Genomic DNA, 15,575 nt, shown 5'->3' on the forward strand with positions numbered 1-15,575 from the left:
CTTCCATACCCGATGGCGGGCAGGAAGCACTTTTGCTATCGTAGGAATGTGCGTTTGAAAAGTTACTGTGCAGGCAAAGAACAATAGCAATCGGGGAGGTTCCCTTATCGGTTGATACCGGATAATACATCCTCGATCCATTTGTCCGTATTATAATTACCGTCGAAGAACTTTACAATCACGCCGTAAGGCTCCGTCTGGTTGGAGAAAGCATTTGCCTCGTCGGTATCCACATGCATGGCAAGGCGGTAGCTCCAGTCCACACGGACTACCACATCTGCATAGATCAAGGCGCGGCCGTAGCTTTTGGTAAGGACGAAGACCTCGTCATTGTCTTTTACCTTAAGAGTGACGGCATCGGCCGGGGTCATGTGGATGTGCCGCTTGGCAACGATCACGCCGTGGTCGATGGTCAGTTCACCCTTGGGGCCGATCAGAGTGCAGCCTGGGGAGCCAGTAGTGTCGCCAGACTGGCGGATCACGCCGGGAAGCCCGATCTTCCGGGTATCGGTAAGGGAAAGCTCCACCTGGGTCTCTTTACGGAAAGGACCAAGAAGAGCCATATTCTGGTATTCGCCTTTGGGACCTTTTACGGTAAGGCGTTCCTGGCAGAGGTATTGTCCGGGCTGGCTTAGTTCCTTCGTATAATGAAGCTGGGCATCCTCCCCGAAAAGGAAACGGAAATCCTCCTGGGAGACATGGATATGCCTGGCTGAAGTTTCAATAGGGATTTTGGTACTCATGAAAAATTCCTCCGAAGTGACGTTTTTTGATTCACTGAAATCGTTATATGTTATGATGAGAATTGCGGGAGCTGCTTTGCAGCGGAGCAATTCGTGGATATCAAGTTAGGGGCAAAAGACCTTTTGACCCTAACATCATGTTATAGAGTTTAATCTTAATGAGAAAAAATAGCAAGTATTTTTGTAACTATTCAGAAGGTAGCATTCCGCGAGGTGTTTTTTGTGAACGTAGTTCACAGAAAACCCGAGAATTGCGGCGCGAAATCATGCAAAGCATGCTTTCTGTGCATCGCGAAGCGTGTAACTGTGAAGGTACTGAACAGTTACGTCTTTTTTACATTACCATATTAAAGGAGCTTATCCAACATGAAAAAGCATACAGACAGCGGATTTACCTTTGACATTCAGGGGGATCACGCTGTGGTCATGGAAATAGACGGGAATCCGCAGATCGTGGAAATTCCCGGTGAAATTGATGGAGTTCCGGTTACCGAGCTGGCGGAATATCTGTTTTCCGGCAAAAGCTGCCAGGTGATCCGCATTCCTTCCGGCGTATGGAAGATCGGCAGATACGGCTTTTACAATTGCCGGGAGCTGGAAGAACTGTGGTTTTCCAGTGATTTCACAGATCTTGGAAGCGGAGCCTTCACAGGCTGTCACAAGATCCGCAGGATGGAAGTGCAGATGAACAGCCAGGAATCCGGTCTGAAGGAGATTCTTTCCGAGGTGGGAGAAGAACTGCAGGTGCACCTTTACGGGGAGGTGGAGGCCATGCTCTGGTTCCCGGAATATTACGAGGAGGGCGTGGAGAATACCCCCGCCAGGATTTTAATGACTGAGGTACACGGAAGCGGCCTTTATTACCGGAACTGTTTTCAGGGAAAAGTGTTCCACTTCCTGGAATACGACAAGCGCTTTGAGCTTGCCAGGGCCCAGGAATCTCCGGATTTTCTCCGGGAAATGGTGTACGGAAGGCTGTACTGGCCAGTAGGGCTTACCGCCAAGGCCAAAGCCCAGTATGAACAGTATCTGCAGGAGCATATGGCACAGATCGCTTCAGCGTTTATCCGGCAGAAGCGGGGCAAAGAGCTGGAATGGCTTCTTCATACTTACCCTTTAACGCCGGACCAAAGAGAGCTGTTTGCCGGTCTTATGGATCAGGCAAATGCTTCCCACGCCTCAGAAATCCTCAGTATGCTGATGGAATACCAGAGAGTCCATTTTCCATCCAGAAGGAGAAGCTTTGACTTATGAGTGATTCAGGAACATTTAAGGTAAATCCCATTCACGATGCCCAGCAGCGGGCCCTTGCGGCAGAGGCCATTTGCCAGGATATCCTGACCGGAGCAAGGAACCAGCTGTATCTGAACATGCGGTTTCTGGACAGTGCGCTGGCGGCCCTTCCTTTTGTAGGGGAGATGGGCATACATCCTGTGGGAACGGATGGAAACGTGCTGTATTATCAGCCGGAAGAATTGATGGAGCTGTTCAAAAAAGGGACGGAGAAGGTGAACCGTGTTTATCTGCACAGCCTGCTGCACTGTATTTTTCTCCATGTGTTTCCAGAGCGGGACAGTGAGGGGAATCCGGCAGTGGATGTCCAGTACTGGAATCTTGCCTGCGACATTGCGGTGGAGAACATGATTGACGGCCTTTATCTGAAATGCGTCCATCAGCCAGCCTCCATGGTGAAGCGCCAGGCACTTTCCCTGATCTTAGAAGAGGGCAAAGTGCCTACCGCTCAGCGGATTTACAGACGGCTTCAGACCCTGCATCTGCCGGAGAACAAAATGCAGGAGCTGCGAAGGGAATTTTCCCAGGATGACCATAGTAAATGGTACGAGAACCATCCAAACAGCCCTCAGATGTCCCAGAGGAAAAAGAACTGGGATGACATCAGGAATCGCATGCAGACCGAGATGGAGACCTTTTCCAAAGAAGCTGGACAGGGCGGGGAGACCCTTGCGGACCAGCTTCGGGCGCAGAACCGGAACCGCTATGATTACAGGGAATTTCTGCGGAAGTTCTCTGTTTTGAAAGAAGAAATGAAAGTGGATATGGACACTTTCGATTATATATTTTACAATTATGGAATGAATCTGTATGGCAACATGCCCCTGATCGAGCCGTTGGAGACCAAGGAAGAACGGAAGGTGGAGGATTTCGTCATCGTCATCGACACTTCCATGTCCTGTAAGGGTGAACTGGTACAGAAGTTTCTGGAGGAGACCTACAGCGTGCTCAGTGAATCGGAGAGCTATTTCAGGCGGATCCATGTGCATATTCTCCAGTGCGATGAGAAGATCCAGTCCGATGTGGTCATTGAGAATGCCATGCAGTTAAAGGAATATATGTCCCATTTTACTGTGAAAGGGGGAGGGGGTACGGATTTTAGACCGGCCTTTGCCTATGTGGAGCAGCTGATGCGGGCGAAGAAATTTACAAAGCTTCGGGGACTGATCTATTTTACAGACGGCTGTGGAATCTATCCTGCCAAAATGCCTCCTTACGAGACGGCTTTCGTTTTCATGAAGGAGGATTACCAGGACATTGATGTGCCGCCCTGGGCTATTAAACTGATTCTGGACAGTGAGGATCTGGAGAAGTAAGATGATCCAGACGTGGATGTGGATTTTGGCAATACGAGGAGAGAGATTATGAATATTAAGCGAGCGAAAGAAGAGATTCGAAATACAATAGAAGCTTACCTTCTGAAAAATGAGTACAGGGAGTACGAGATCCCGGTGATGGCACAGCGTCCCATTTTTCTCATCGGGGCACCTGGAATCGGCAAGACCCAGATCATGGAGCAGATTTCCAGGGAATGCAAGGTGGGCCTGGTATCCTACACCATCACCCATCACACCAGACAGAGCGCCATCGGCCTGCCCTTTATTTCCAAAAAGGAATTTGACGGCAGGGAAATGGCGGTTACAGAGTATACCATGAGTGAGATCGTGGCTTCCATTTATGAAAAAATCCAGGAATCCGGACTAAGGGAAGGAATCCTTTTTATTGATGAGATCAACTGCGTTTCCGAGACGCTGGCCCCTGCCATGCTGCAGTTTCTCCAGTGCAAAACCTTCGGAAGCCATAAGATTCCGGAGGGCTGGCTGATTGTGGCTGCAGGAAATCCGCCGGAATACAACAAATCCGTCCGGGAATTTGATGTGGTGACCATGGACCGTGTGAAAAAGATCCAGGTGGAGCCGGATTTTGATGCGTGGAGAGAGTATGCCTATACAGCTGGTGTGCACCCTGCCGTGATTTCCTATCTGAACACAAGGCCTGCCAATTTCTACAAGATGGAAAGTACTGTGGACGGCAAAAATTTCGCCACACCAAGAGGCTGGGAGGATCTTTCCCGTCTGATCCAGGTTTATGAGAAGCTGGATAAAACGGTGGATCGGGAGGTGGCTGGCCAGTACATCCAGCATCCTCAGATCGCCAGGGATTTTGCCAATTATCTGGAGCTGTTTTATAAGTACCGCACAGATTATCAGATCGATGAGGTATTAAATGGCCGCATCGACGATATTCTGGTGAAAAAGGCAGCTCACGCATCCTTTGACGAGAAGCTGAGCGTCACCGGGCTTCTTCTTTCCAGGCTGAACAAGGGGTTTGAAATGGTCCGCGAGGAAGAAGATGTGCTTGCCGCTGTTTTTGATATTTTAAAGGAAAGCAAGGAGCCTCTTATGGAAGGCCAGAGGGAGCAGCCTGTGGTTTATCTTGAGGATGTGAAGAACCGTTATCAGGCAGAGTCCGCCGCCCGAAAGAAGGCAGGGCTTTTGTCCAGGGAAGACATTCATCACGACCAGCAGGTGCTGGACACTTTGGAGCGCTACGTGATGAACCTGAAAAAAGAAAATGTCCAGGACGGGGAAGCAGCCTTCGCTTTTCTTCGCCAGTGGTTTAATGAGTCTAAGGAAAAGTATGACGAAGATTTTGACCAGGCAGCCAGACAGCTGGAATATGCCTTTGATTTTATGGAAAGCGCTTTTGCAGGAGGACAGGAGCTGGTGGTGTTTATCACAGAGCTGAATACCAGCAGCCCGGCAGTTTCCTTCCTTCAGGAGTACTCCTGCGAGAGATATTACCGTTACAACAAGGAACTTTTGTTCCGGGAAAATACCAGAGACATTCTGGAGCGGATCCGGCAGCTGGGATAAGGAGGCCAAATGCGAAAAAGAAATCCCTGGAAGCTTATTTTTATCATTCTGTTTGCAGCGGCGGTTCTGGTGGGAATTTATATGTATCAGCAGCAGTATGAGCCTGGAAGCCTTCTGGAAAAGGCGGGAGAAAAGCTTTTTGAAAATGCTCCTGAGATTTTTTCGGGAGAGCCCAAAGAAGTGCGGGAGCTAAGAAAGCAGAAGATTGCCGGGACGGATGAACAGTCCGGCCGCCAGGAATATTATTTCGGGCTTTTGACAGAGGAGGAGCAGCGGGGATACCGGGAAATGCTTACCGGGATCCAGAACCGGGAGAAGGAATTTTACCTTACGGTCTATGAAGATGACACGGTAAACCGGGTCTATCATGCGGTTCTTATGGATCACCCGGAACTGTTCTGGGTCCATAACCGGAAGTCGGTTTACAAAACCACATTCTCAGACGGCAATTACTGTACCTTTTCCCCGGGATACAGCTACACAGAGGAAGAGATCGAAGAAATCCAAAAGGCGGCGGAAAATGCCTGTCAGGAGGTAAGTGCGCTGCTTCCAGAGGGGGCAGATGACTACGAAAAAGCCAAAACAGTGTATACCTATCTGATCAATACCGCAGAGTACCAGGAGTCTGAGGATGACCAGAGCATGGCAGGCATCTTCTGGAAAAAACAGGCGGTGTGTGCCGGGTACGCAGGCGCTGCCCAGTATCTTCTGGAATATTTGGGAGTTCCCTGCATCTATGTGGAGGGCAGCACGGCGGGAAGCACAGAGGGGCATGCCTGGAACATCATCTTGCTGGATGGGGATTACTATTATTTTGATGCCACCAACGGGGATCAGCCGGAATTTCTGGAAGGAGATGCGGTTCAGCTTGCAGAACACAAGACGATCCTGTATGATTATCTGTGTCCCTTCCCAAAGGAATATGAGATGACTTACACGCCGTCCAGTGAATTTACTTTACCGGAATGTACGGCTACTGCTAAGAATTTCTATGTGCTGAACCAGGGGTGCTTTGACACCTATGATTACCAGGAGATCCTGGCGTACTGTCAGATGCGGCTGAATAACGGGGCGGCGGTAGTGAGATTTAAGTTTTCCACTCAGGAAGCTTTTGATGCGGCCAAGGCAGAGTGGATCAACGGGGACTCCATTCAGGAAACTGCCAGATATTATATGACCCTATATGGAATGAATCAGGTGGAATATCACTATGGCATTCTGGAAAATATGAAAACTATTTATTATATGTTCTGATTACAGTGTTTTGAAAAAAATAGTATATAATGAGGATTGCGGAAGCTGCTTTGCAGTGGAGCAATTCGTGGATATCAAGTTAGGGGCAAAAGACCTTTTGCCCCTAACATCATAGAATCAATTGTGGGAGGAGGCGTTACTTATGACAGATATTCTGAAAAATGTTTTAAATATTGCCGCCAGAATCCATGACATGCAGGCAGCCGGGACGCTGGCAATGGCGTTCTTTGGAATCGTGCTTGTATTTGGTCTGGTCAACTGTATTCTGGGCTACCGGCTTCTTCGGTTCTGGATGATGATCTTTGGCTTTCTGATGGGCGCCGGGGCTGGCTTCTTCGGCGTATATGAGGCGGGAGCCAGCGACAAAACCATTTATGTGGTGGTTATGCTGATCGCAGGCGTAGTCCTTGCGGTAATATCCTTTGCCATCTTTAAGGCTGGTATTTTTATCATCGGTGCCGGAATTGGGCTGACAGTAACCATTTACCTGATCCATCCTACCACATCCTTTACCTTTTTCCTGTGCCTGCTGACCGGTGTGGGGCTTGGTTTTCTTGCCCTTCGCTATGAGCGGGAAGTGATCATTGTGGGAACCAGTATCCTCGGCGGAATTTTAAGCGGCTTTGCCACTGCCAAGCTGACAAATATGGAGGAAATTCCTTTTGGAATCATCTTTTCCATCGGCTTTGCCCTGGTGGGAATGCTGATTCAGTTTGCAATCAACAGGCTGAAATACGAGGATGAGGACGAGGGAGAAGCTGAGAATTCCAGAAGAACTTTCCAAAAGAGAAGACCTGCAGTATACGAAGAAGAACCGGACACCGATTTCCAGGAAGAGGACGAAGCACCAAGGAAAGTTCGCCAGTCAGGAAGAAAGCGCCGGGACACCTACGAGGAATATGACCAGGAGGATGATCTGGACTATGGAGTGAACGGTTTTGATCTGGAAAATGATGAGCTTCCGGAGGATGACCCGGATGCTATGGAAGAGATTCTGGATGAATATTCGGTGGATGAGGACGAGGTAATTGAAGAGTACTTAGAGGACTACTACGGCGAAAACAAAAAGAAAAAGAAGAAAAACAGCGCCAGTCCGTACCAGAGAAAAACAAGAAAATAAAAGGCGGTTTCGCAGCTTCTGATGCTGGCGAAAATGCAGATAAAAAAGCAGCCAATTCTTTTAATATATAAGTTCTGTGTTCAGAACCTGAAAGAACTGGCTGCTTTCTTTATTATGTTGAATTTCGTATATCAAGCAAGTGTGAACTGTCGCGGCTCCGCTGTGCTTTAGAACTCAATCTCTTTCAGATATCTGGAAAGTGCATCCTGCCAGGTGGGAAGAGGAGTGAATCCGTTTTCCACCAGCTTTTTCTTATCCAGGCGGCTGTTAAATGGGCGTGCAGCCTTGGAAATGCCGTACTCTGCAGTGGTTACCGGAAGAACTGTAACTTTGTCTTCTGCATACTCTGTATGTCCAAGCTCTACAGCCTGACGGAAGATTTCTTTTGTGAAATCATACCAGCTGATGTAACCGCCCTCGTTAGTTGCGTGATAATAGCCGTATTTGTCTGTCTGGATCATGTCCACCATGAGACGGGCGAGATCATAGGTATAAGTAGGGGTACCGATCTGGTCGTTGACAACCTTTAAGGTATCGTGAGTTTTTGCCACGTTTAACATAGTTTTGATAAAGTTTTTGCCGTTTTTGCCGAATACCCATGCAATACGGATGATGAAGAATTTGTCAACATTGTGATAAACGGCAAGCTCGCCGTCCAGCTTGGTCTGGCCATAAACGTTCAGCGGCTTGTATGCCTTGCAGTCCGGCTCCCACGGAGTGGTGCCCTGACCGTCAAACACATAGTCTGTGGAAAGATACATCATTTTGATGCCAAGCTTTTTGCAGACCTTTGCAATGTTCTCTGTGCCAAGAACGTTGACGCGGCGGACGATTTCCTGCTTGTCCTCATCCTCAGCTGCATCTACAGCTGTCCATGCCGCGCAGTGGACCACGCCGTCCACGCCAGCCTCTGTGATGGCTTTTTCTACAGCAGCTGCATCTGTAATATCCACGGAAACGTAAGGCATTCTGGTAACAGAAGATCCGTCCTGGATTCCGCTGTACTGGGGGGCAAGGTCAGAGCCTACCCCTTCGTATCCGCGCTTATCAAGCTCGTTCATTACATCGTGGCCAAGCTGACCTGCCACACCTGTTACAAACAGTTTCATATCTGTCAGCCCTCCTTAGCGGTTGCCGTACATTTTTTCGTAGTAATTCTGATATTCGCCGGAAATAATGGTCTCCCACCACTCCTTGTTGTCCAGGTACCACTGGATGGTCTTTTTGATGCCGTCAGCGAATTTGGTCTCCGGCAGCCAGCCAAGCTCGTTGTGGATCTTGGTCGGGTCGATGGCGTAGCGCATGTCATGTCCTTTACGGTCTGTTACGTAAGTGATCAGGCTTTCCGGTTTGCCAAGCTCCTTGCAGATGATCTTGACAATGTCGATGTTTTTCATCTCGTTGTGTCCGCCTACGTTGTAAACCTCACCGACACGGCCCTTGTGGATGATCAGGTCGATGGCACGGCAGTGGTCCTCAACATACAGCCAGTCGCGGACATTCTCACCTTTTCCGTAAACTGGAAGAGGCTTGTCATTTAATGCGTTTGCGATCATAAGCGGAATCAGTTTTTCCGGGAAATGATATGGTCCGTAGTTGTTGGAGCAGCGGCTGATGGAAACCGGCAGGCCGTAGGTTCTGTGGTAAGCAAGTACCAGAAGGTCAGCGGATGCCTTGGAGGAGCTGTACGGGCTGCTTGTATGGATCGGGGTCTCCTCTGTGAAGAACAGGTCCGGTCTGTCAAGAGGCAGGTCACCGTAAACCTCGTCAGTGGAAACCTGATGATAACGTTTGATGCCGTATTTGCGGCATGCGTCCATCAGCACTGCGGTACCGATAATGTTGGTGTTCAGGAAAACCTCCGGGTTTTCGATGGAACGGTCAACATGGCTTTCTGCTGCGAAGTTTACAACCATATCCGGATGCTCTTCCTCAAAAAGCTTGTAAACGGCCTCACGGTCTGTGATGCTCTCTTTTACAAAACGGAAATTGGGGTTGTCCATAACCGGAGCTAAAGTGGAAAGGTTGCCTGCATAGGTCAGGCAGTCCAGGCAGATGATGCGGTAGTCCGGGTATTTTTTTAACATGTGGAAAATAAAGTTGCTTCCGATGAATCCGGCGCCGCCGGTAACGATAATGTTCATTGTGAATTCTCCTTTTCGTGTCATTATAAAGTTAGGAGCAAAAGATATTTTGCCCCTAATTTGAGGTGCTTAGTGAAGTACATCCATGTACTTGCCGTCAAGAACGTCCTTTAAGTACTGGCCGTACTGGTTTTTCTTGAGAATATTGTAAACTTCCATAACCTCTTCTTTGGAAATCCATCCGTTTAAGTAAGCGATTTCCTCCAGGCATGCGATTTTACGATGCTGGTGAGTCTCTACGGTTTTTACAAAGTTGGTAGCATCTACAAGGCTCTCGTGTGTACCAGTATCCAGCCAGGTGAAGCCCTGACCAAGAAGTTCTACATTTAACTGGCCTTTTTCCAGGTAAATGCGGTTCAGGTCTGTGATCTCAAGCTCGCCTCTTGCGCTTGGCTTTAAGTTCTTTGCATATTCTACTACCTTGTTGTCGTAGAAGTAAAGTCCGGTTACGCAGTAGTTGCTCTTTGGATGAGCCGGTTTCTCTTCAATGGAAACGGCCTTGCCGTTCTGGTCGAATTCCACAATACCGAAACGCTCCGGATCGTCTACATAGTAGCCAAATACAGTAGCGCCTCTGCCTGTGCTTGCATTCTCAACCGCTGCTTTCAGACGTTTTTTCAGGCCGTGTCCTGCGAAAATATTGTCGCCAAGAACCATGGCAACAGAGTCATCCCCGATGAAATCTTCGCCGATGATAAATGCCTGCGCAAGTCCGTCCGGGCTTGGCTGTACCGCATAGGTAAGTTGAACGCCGAACTGGTGACCATCGCCAAGAAGCTCCTCAAAACGAGGGGTATCCTGCGGTGTGGAAATGATCAGGATGTCACGGATCCCTGCGTTCATGAGAACGGACATTGGATAGTAGATCATTGGTTTATCATAAATTGGAAGAAGCTGCTTGGAAGTAACCATGGTTAACGGGTAAAGTCTGGTACCGGATCCTCCGGCTAAAATAATTCCCTTCATAAAACATTCTCCTTTGCATGATTTCTACAGTCAGGACAAAATTTACGCAGATCCTGACCCTTGCTGTGTAACTACATTATAAAAGGTGACCTTACGTTACCTTCAAGGGCTTTTTTACAATTATTTCAAATTTGTTACTTTTTCACAAAGAAACACCCCTGCGTCTTTGGTAATGTGGAAGCCATGCTCGGTTTTTTTCTTCACATGGGCGCGAAAATCCTTGTAGCGGTCGGGCAGATACTGGTTCTGGTTGCCGTGGCAGGACAGAATATAGGAAATCAAAGGCTCCGCATCTGTGACGATCAGCTCATCCTCATAGGACTGCCAGGTGATTTTTCCGAAATACGGGGAAAGGATATCTGCGCCGTTTTCCCGGCCGAAGCGCTCGTACAAGCTGTCCGCGGAAAGGACAATGCGCTCGTCAAAGGACTGGACCAGCAGGCTGACTTCCCGCATGTGGCCGGAGCCGTAGGTGCTGCAAAGGAACCTTCCCCCTGGATTTAGGATTTTGCTGACGCCTTGGCACACTTTTCCCACATCCTCACAGTAGAAAAGCACATGGTTGGCGATCACCAGATCAAAGGTGCCAAGCTTGGATGGAATATTGTGGCAGTCAAATGCCTTGAAGGAAAAGCGGGGATCTTTTCCTCCGATGGCACGTCTGGCATCACGGAGCATGCCTTCTGAAATATCCGACAAAGTAATGTGCACATCCTTTGGAAGCCGGGAAAGATTCTGGGTCCAAAGGGCGCCGTCTCCACAGCCAAGCTCCAGAATGCGCATGCCCGGCTGAATCTGGCAACGGGTAAAGATCCAGGGAAACCAGCCTTCCTTATTTACGGAATAAAGGCTGTGCAGGTTGATTCTGGAGGAGATGTTGGATGCATTCTGATACTGGTTTTTCAGGCTTTTTTCCATAACGGTCAGGTGGATCAGGTCCAGCATGCGGCTCCAGTCCACGGTGTGTTCCTCGGAAATGGCCTGTGCCGTGTCCTTTAAGGTTTTTTCCACCAGCTGCATCTGCTCGATCCGGTCCTGGACCAGTTTCAGCTGGATATTTAAGGCATTCAGCATAAAATGGCTGTCCGGGTCTTCGATGGTCATTTCCTGGATATCCTCCAGGGAAAAGCCAAGGTACTTCAGAAGCAGGATCTGCTGCAGCCTTGCAAAATCCCCGTCTGTATAAAATCTTGCCCCTGCCTCTGTGACAAGGGATGGTTTGAGAATGTCGTGCTGGTCATAGTACCGGATGGTGCGAAGGGTCACCCCTGCCATCCGCGCGAACTGACCGGAAGAATAGTAGCCGTCTTTTTTCAAAGGATACCTCCCGGGCCGGGAAAGCTGCCCGACCCTTTTTCTATAGCAGTATTATAAGAAATATAAGTTCGATGCGCAAGGGGGAAGGATAGCTGCAGACAACCGTATGCAGTCTAATGCCGTCTTTTTCGCTGATTTTGCACGATTATGAGTGTTGTCGGCTTATGTTGTCACAATGAGTCGAACGTTTTTTCTTGAGCTTTTCCACCGAATATGCTACCCTTTATCCAAGGCCGCAAACGCGGGACCTTTTCCTGAAACTGGCAGTTCTGCCAGCTATTTTCCACAATAAAATGTAAAGAAGAGAAGAAAAACGGACAGGAGGTCAATATGAATCTATTCGATTTCACCTACTGCGGAAATTATAACCGTCAGATTCAGAACCTGGCCAGGATCGCCCCGGAAAAGTGGAGTTTCGGAGACTCCGGGGACAACGGGATCCTGAAAGGGTATCTGGAAAACACCTTTCGCAGACTGTATGAGGAGGGCAAGGTGACAGAGGAAAAAGAATACGCCCTTTTTCATACAGGACTCTTTAATCAGTATTATCAGCCTATTTATGCTTACTTTGTTCCCAATGTTGTGCCGGACAGACAGAAATGGTTTCTGGAAGGATTCTACACGGACTATTCGCTTTTGAAAATCAAAATAAAGGACCTGCCTCCGCGTGCCAGCTACGTGGAAAATCCTTCGGATCTGGTGTTCGACACCAAGCTGCCTGTGGTGCCCCAGTATGAGCATATTTTTGATGATGAGGAAAATGTGCAGCGCCTGCCTGCGGCTGTGCGGGAAAGCGGCATGCGGGTGCAGCTTTTTGACGGGGCGCTGCAGCAGACAAGGCGAATCTTGGAGTCGGACTACAAGGCGGCAATCCCTCAGTATTATAATCATTCCATCCAGCTCCTGATTCCCATCTGCCTGCAAAATCCCGGCGTCCCGGACCTTGCCCTCGCCTGCATGAAAACTCCGGACGGTACCAAATATCTTGGCAGGACATGCCTGACCCTTCGCATGGCGTACCACAACGCAAGGCTGCTGGCAAGACTGGATACAAGCTGGCTGCGGGCATGAGAAGTGATGCCGGCAGGCGACATGCCCGTTTTGTGAAAAAGTGTGAAAGAACTGTGATTTCTCATGTGAGACTGTTCAAAACTTTAAAATGGTGTTAGAATAGTAACATTAAGATCACAGAACGCAGGAGAACAAATGAGAATCGAATTAAAGGATGAGAATCAGGAAGAACCAAAGCAGATCGATGAGAATGATATCCACAACAAACACGAATCTGATCTGACGAAAAAGGAGAAGCGCCAGTTAGAAAAAGAGAAGCTGGCAGGCATGGGCCTTGGCGCCAAGCTTGGCTATATCTGGGCTTATTATAAGCCGCAGATGGCAGCCATCGTAGGCGTGATCGTACTTATTTTTGCGGCGAAGGATATTTATGACAATGCCCAGATTGAAACTGCCCTTACGATGATGGTCATTGATTCCTATGGCATGAAACAGGCCGGTGCAGAGGAAGCGGTTGAAAATATTCTGGGAATCCAGGATGACCCTTACCAGATCGTTACAGTAGATGAGAGCCTTCGCACAGAAGGAGACGGGGCAGCCCTGGAATCCTACAGCCAGATGTCCTTTACCACCAAGGTGGCGGCAAGGGCCATAGATGTGCTGGTAGGTTCCGAGATCTATATCGACAGCTTTGAGAACAAGGAAGAGTATTTCGCCAATTTAAGAGATCTTCTTCCGGAAGATGTTTTCGAGAAGTTAGGTGACCCGGAAGATCCCTACAGCATTTCCATTACCTCCCAGGAACTGGCATCTGAGCTTGAGGTAGCATACGAACCAATCAAGATCAGCATCCTGGTAAACTCCGAACACACAGAAAACGCAGTAACCTGGATCAGCGCACTGGCTGAGATGGCGGATTGAGGAAAGGAATATGTGTGGCATCGTCAGGAAGGAAAGTTAACGGTTTTGCATCCATGGCGAGTTTGGATGCAGCAGAAACTATAATCTAAGTTGTATAGAAGGCAGAGAATGTTCCATAAAAACGCATTCCCTGCCTTTGAGCATTCAGAAAGGAAAAGCAGTACGTTTTACAGCTTTTTCTGATAGTATTTTTCAATGAAAGCCAGGATGCCGTAGAGGAGCATGGCAATGATGCAAAGGATCACAATGGACATGAGAACCCAGGTAAGCTTGAAGCAGTGACTGCACATTCTGACAGGAAAAAAAGTGCAGAAACGCTCTGGCAGCAGGAGAAACTATGTGGCAGTTTGGAAGGGAAAACATAAAACAATTTAAAAAATCAGAGGAAGCGTTCGGCAATCCTCTTATGGGATATGCGCCCGGTGCGTGGAACCTGGAAATCAGCCAGGATATTTCCCTTCTCTATATGGACATTACCTGGGCAAAGCTTGAGCCAGAGGAAGGCGTTTTTGATTGGGAAACCATCGAGAGGGAAAACCAGCTGGCAAGATGGCGAAGCGAGGGCAGGCATCTGGTGCTGCGCTTTGTCTGTGATCTTCCAGGGGACAAGCCTCATATGGACATTCCCAAGTGGCTGTACGAAAAGACCGGGGGAGACGGAACCTGGTATGAGGGTGCTTACGGAAAAGGCTTTGCCCCGGACTATAACAATGAACTTCTGATTCGGTATCACAGCCTTGCGGTACAGGCGATGGGAGAGCATCTGGGCAAAGACGGACTCATTGCCTTTGTTGAGCTTGGAAGCCTGGGACACTGGGGTGAGTGGCATGTGAACTATGGACAGGGCATCAGACGGATGCCAAAGGAGTCGGTGAGAAACCAGTATGTAACGCCCTGGCTGGAAGCTTTTCCAGAAGCATTTTTCCTTATGAGAAGGCCCTTTGCCATTGCAGAAGCGTGCAGTATGGGCCTGTACAATGACGTTGCCGGGAAAAAAGAGGATACCGAGGAGTGGCTTCAGTGGATCCGGGAGGGCGGCACCTACAGCCAGACCATGGAGGAAAACGCTCTGTGTGCTATGCTGGATTTCTGGAAAAAGGCACCTTCCGGAGGGGAACTGACCAGTGCCCTGTCTATGGAAAAAATGCTGCAGATAGATCTTGAGGAGACAATGGAGCTGATTCGTTCGTCCCACACTACATTTCTGGGACCGAATATTGCAGATAAGACTTATAAAGAGGGTTACGACCAGCTTCTGGGAAACATGGGATACCGGCTCTGGATTTCGAAAGCCAGATGGAAAAGAAACCTTCTGGAACTGACCTGGGAAAATGACGGGGTGGCTCCTTTTTATGGAGACTGGAAGGTGTATCTGTATCTGGAAAATCCAGAAGGCAAAATTGTGGAGAATCCACAGGCAGACATTACGCTGTCACAGATTTTGCCCGGAGAACAGGTGAAGACAGCCATCTTGTTCGCCACAGAAAAGGTGACAAATCTTCTGAGGGAAGGTTACCGCCTGTCTGTAGGAATCGAAGATCCTATGACTGACAGACCCCAGGTACGACTGGCAATGAATTGCAAATATAAGAATGGAAAGAACATTTTGTGGGACGGACTAAAGTAGAAGGAGACACATAGAATATGGGAGAAAAAACAGTAAAATACGAGTATGAATACGGTCTTTGCAAGCGGATGCATTACCGGGGACTGTGGTGTGTGCGCTACGAGGGAGAACCAGGACATTTTGAGAAGGCTGGCATGGCCTGTTCCTGCGCGGTGGACGGATGCGATAAAGACTGTGCAGTTCTGGAAAGTGCGGATGCAGTCATCGACCCGGAGTGGGAATGGCACATGATCGATACGCCGCCAAGCAAATAATTTGCCTGGAGACGACAGTCCATATATGTTGCAACTGAGCCGGCGGCAG

The 15,575-nt window shown here is 48.7% G+C and carries 14 protein-coding genes; 9 read left to right on the top strand and 5 right to left on the bottom strand.

Features of this window, described 5'->3' with window-relative positions:
- Positions 1–104: 104 nt before the first annotated feature.
- On the bottom strand, positions 105–743 hold the full coding sequence (locus OCV70_RS09775) for a PduL/EutD family phosphate acyltransferase (RefSeq protein ID WP_021926774.1): 639 nt from the start codon (positions 741–743) through the stop codon (positions 105–107).
- Between the two features lie 366 nt (positions 744–1,109).
- Between OCV70_RS09775 and OCV70_RS09780 the strand changes: the two genes are divergently transcribed.
- The 5 genes from OCV70_RS09780 to OCV70_RS09800 all read left to right on the top strand — a co-directional run bounded on the left by OCV70_RS09780 (position 1,110) and on the right by OCV70_RS09800 (position 7,286).
- A complete protein-coding gene (locus tag OCV70_RS09780) occupies positions 1,110–1,997 on the top strand; it encodes a leucine-rich repeat protein (RefSeq protein WP_021926775.1) in 888 nt (295 codons plus the stop codon).
- The gene (locus OCV70_RS09785; RefSeq protein WP_021926776.1) at positions 1,994–3,352 is read left to right on the top strand and encodes a vWA domain-containing protein; all 1,359 of its coding nucleotides are present in this window, start codon (positions 1,994–1,996) and stop codon (positions 3,350–3,352) included. The genes OCV70_RS09780 and OCV70_RS09785 overlap by 4 nt, the downstream gene beginning before the upstream one ends.
- 48 nt (positions 3,353–3,400) lie before the next feature.
- Positions 3,401–4,912, top strand: a complete 1,512-nt coding sequence (locus tag OCV70_RS09790) for an AAA family ATPase (protein WP_021926777.1) — start codon at positions 3,401–3,403, stop codon at positions 4,910–4,912.
- A gap of 9 nt (positions 4,913–4,921) precedes the next feature.
- The gene (locus OCV70_RS09795) at positions 4,922–6,166 is read left to right on the top strand and encodes a transglutaminase domain-containing protein (RefSeq protein WP_243280814.1); all 1,245 of its coding nucleotides are present in this window, start codon (positions 4,922–4,924) and stop codon (positions 6,164–6,166) included.
- 142 nt (positions 6,167–6,308) lie between these two features.
- On the top strand, positions 6,309–7,286 hold the full coding sequence (locus tag OCV70_RS09800) for a TM7S3/TM198-like domain-containing protein (RefSeq protein ID WP_021926779.1): 978 nt from the start codon (positions 6,309–6,311) through the stop codon (positions 7,284–7,286).
- A gap of 167 nt (positions 7,287–7,453) precedes the next feature.
- Here OCV70_RS09800 and rfbD read toward each other — a convergent pair whose 3' ends face one another.
- The 4 genes from rfbD to OCV70_RS09820 form a co-directional block, all read right to left on the bottom strand.
- On the bottom strand, positions 7,454–8,395 hold the full coding sequence (gene rfbD, locus OCV70_RS09805; RefSeq protein ID WP_021926780.1) for a dTDP-4-dehydrorhamnose reductase: 942 nt from the start codon (positions 8,393–8,395) through the stop codon (positions 7,454–7,456).
- Positions 8,396–8,410: 15 nt separating this feature from the next.
- Entirely contained in the window at positions 8,411–9,430 is a 1,020-nt protein-coding gene (rfbB, locus tag OCV70_RS09810) for a dTDP-glucose 4,6-dehydratase (RefSeq protein WP_021926781.1), read from the bottom strand.
- A 69-nt stretch (positions 9,431–9,499) separates the two neighbouring features.
- Positions 9,500–10,396: a glucose-1-phosphate thymidylyltransferase RfbA gene (gene rfbA / locus OCV70_RS09815; RefSeq protein WP_021926782.1), complete on the bottom strand. Its 897-nt coding sequence runs from the start codon at positions 10,394–10,396 to the stop codon at positions 9,500–9,502.
- A gap of 120 nt (positions 10,397–10,516) precedes the next feature.
- Complete coding sequence (locus OCV70_RS09820) at positions 10,517–11,713, bottom strand: MerR family transcriptional regulator (RefSeq protein WP_021926783.1); 1,197 nt, start codon at positions 11,711–11,713, stop codon at positions 10,517–10,519.
- Positions 11,714–12,043: 330 nt separating this feature from the next.
- Here OCV70_RS09820 and OCV70_RS09825 point away from each other — a divergent pair, with 330 nt between their 5' ends.
- From OCV70_RS09825 to OCV70_RS09845, 4 genes are all read left to right on the top strand, one after another.
- Positions 12,044–12,784, top strand: coding sequence for a DUF3825 domain-containing protein (locus tag OCV70_RS09825; RefSeq protein WP_021926784.1), 741 nt, complete (start codon positions 12,044–12,046; stop codon positions 12,782–12,784).
- A gap of 135 nt (positions 12,785–12,919) precedes the next feature.
- Positions 12,920–13,645 carry a hypothetical protein gene (locus OCV70_RS09830; RefSeq protein ID WP_021926785.1) on the top strand — a complete coding sequence of 242 codons (726 nt, stop codon included), beginning with the start codon at positions 12,920–12,922 and terminating at the stop codon, positions 13,643–13,645.
- Between the two features lie 337 nt (positions 13,646–13,982).
- Positions 13,983–15,272 (top strand): DUF4832 domain-containing protein, encoded by a 1,290-nt coding sequence (locus tag OCV70_RS09840; protein WP_021926786.1) that lies wholly within the window; start codon positions 13,983–13,985, stop codon positions 15,270–15,272.
- A gap of 17 nt (positions 15,273–15,289) precedes the next feature.
- Complete coding sequence (locus OCV70_RS09845; RefSeq protein WP_021926787.1) at positions 15,290–15,526, top strand: hypothetical protein; 237 nt, start codon at positions 15,290–15,292, stop codon at positions 15,524–15,526.
- Positions 15,527–15,575 lie beyond the last annotated feature (49 nt).

The sequence above is a fragment of the Blautia acetigignens genome, assembly GCF_025566865.1.
GTDB classification, from domain to species: domain Bacteria; phylum Bacillota; class Clostridia; order Lachnospirales; family Lachnospiraceae; genus Blautia_A; species Blautia_A acetigignens.

Excerpts from the sequence above, each read along its gene's own strand:
- OCV70_RS09775 (WP_021926774.1), bottom strand. The coding sequence starts at position 743 with ATGAGTACCAAAATCCCTATTGAAACTTCAGCCAGGCATATCCATGTC.
- OCV70_RS09780 (WP_021926775.1), top strand. The coding sequence starts at position 1,110 with ATGAAAAAGCATACAGACAGCGGATTTACCTTTGACATTCAGGGGGAT.
- OCV70_RS09785 (WP_021926776.1), top strand. The coding sequence starts at position 1,994 with ATGAGTGATTCAGGAACATTTAAGGTAAATCCCATTCACGATGCCCAG.
- OCV70_RS09790 (WP_021926777.1), top strand. The coding sequence starts at position 3,401 with ATGAATATTAAGCGAGCGAAAGAAGAGATTCGAAATACAATAGAAGCT.
- OCV70_RS09795 (WP_243280814.1), top strand. The coding sequence starts at position 4,922 with ATGCGAAAAAGAAATCCCTGGAAGCTTATTTTTATCATTCTGTTTGCA.
- OCV70_RS09800 (WP_021926779.1), top strand. The coding sequence starts at position 6,309 with ATGACAGATATTCTGAAAAATGTTTTAAATATTGCCGCCAGAATCCAT.
- rfbD (WP_021926780.1), bottom strand. The coding sequence starts at position 8,395 with ATGAAACTGTTTGTAACAGGTGTGGCAGGTCAGCTTGGCCACGATGTA.
- rfbB (WP_021926781.1), bottom strand. The coding sequence starts at position 9,430 with ATGAACATTATCGTTACCGGCGGCGCCGGATTCATCGGAAGCAACTTT.
- rfbA (WP_021926782.1), bottom strand. The coding sequence starts at position 10,396 with ATGAAGGGAATTATTTTAGCCGGAGGATCCGGTACCAGACTTTACCCG.
- OCV70_RS09825 (WP_021926784.1), top strand. The coding sequence starts at position 12,044 with ATGAATCTATTCGATTTCACCTACTGCGGAAATTATAACCGTCAGATT.
- OCV70_RS09830 (WP_021926785.1), top strand. The coding sequence starts at position 12,920 with ATGAGAATCGAATTAAAGGATGAGAATCAGGAAGAACCAAAGCAGATC.
- OCV70_RS09840 (WP_021926786.1), top strand. The coding sequence starts at position 13,983 with ATGTGGCAGTTTGGAAGGGAAAACATAAAACAATTTAAAAAATCAGAG.
- OCV70_RS09845 (WP_021926787.1), top strand. The coding sequence starts at position 15,290 with ATGGGAGAAAAAACAGTAAAATACGAGTATGAATACGGTCTTTGCAAG.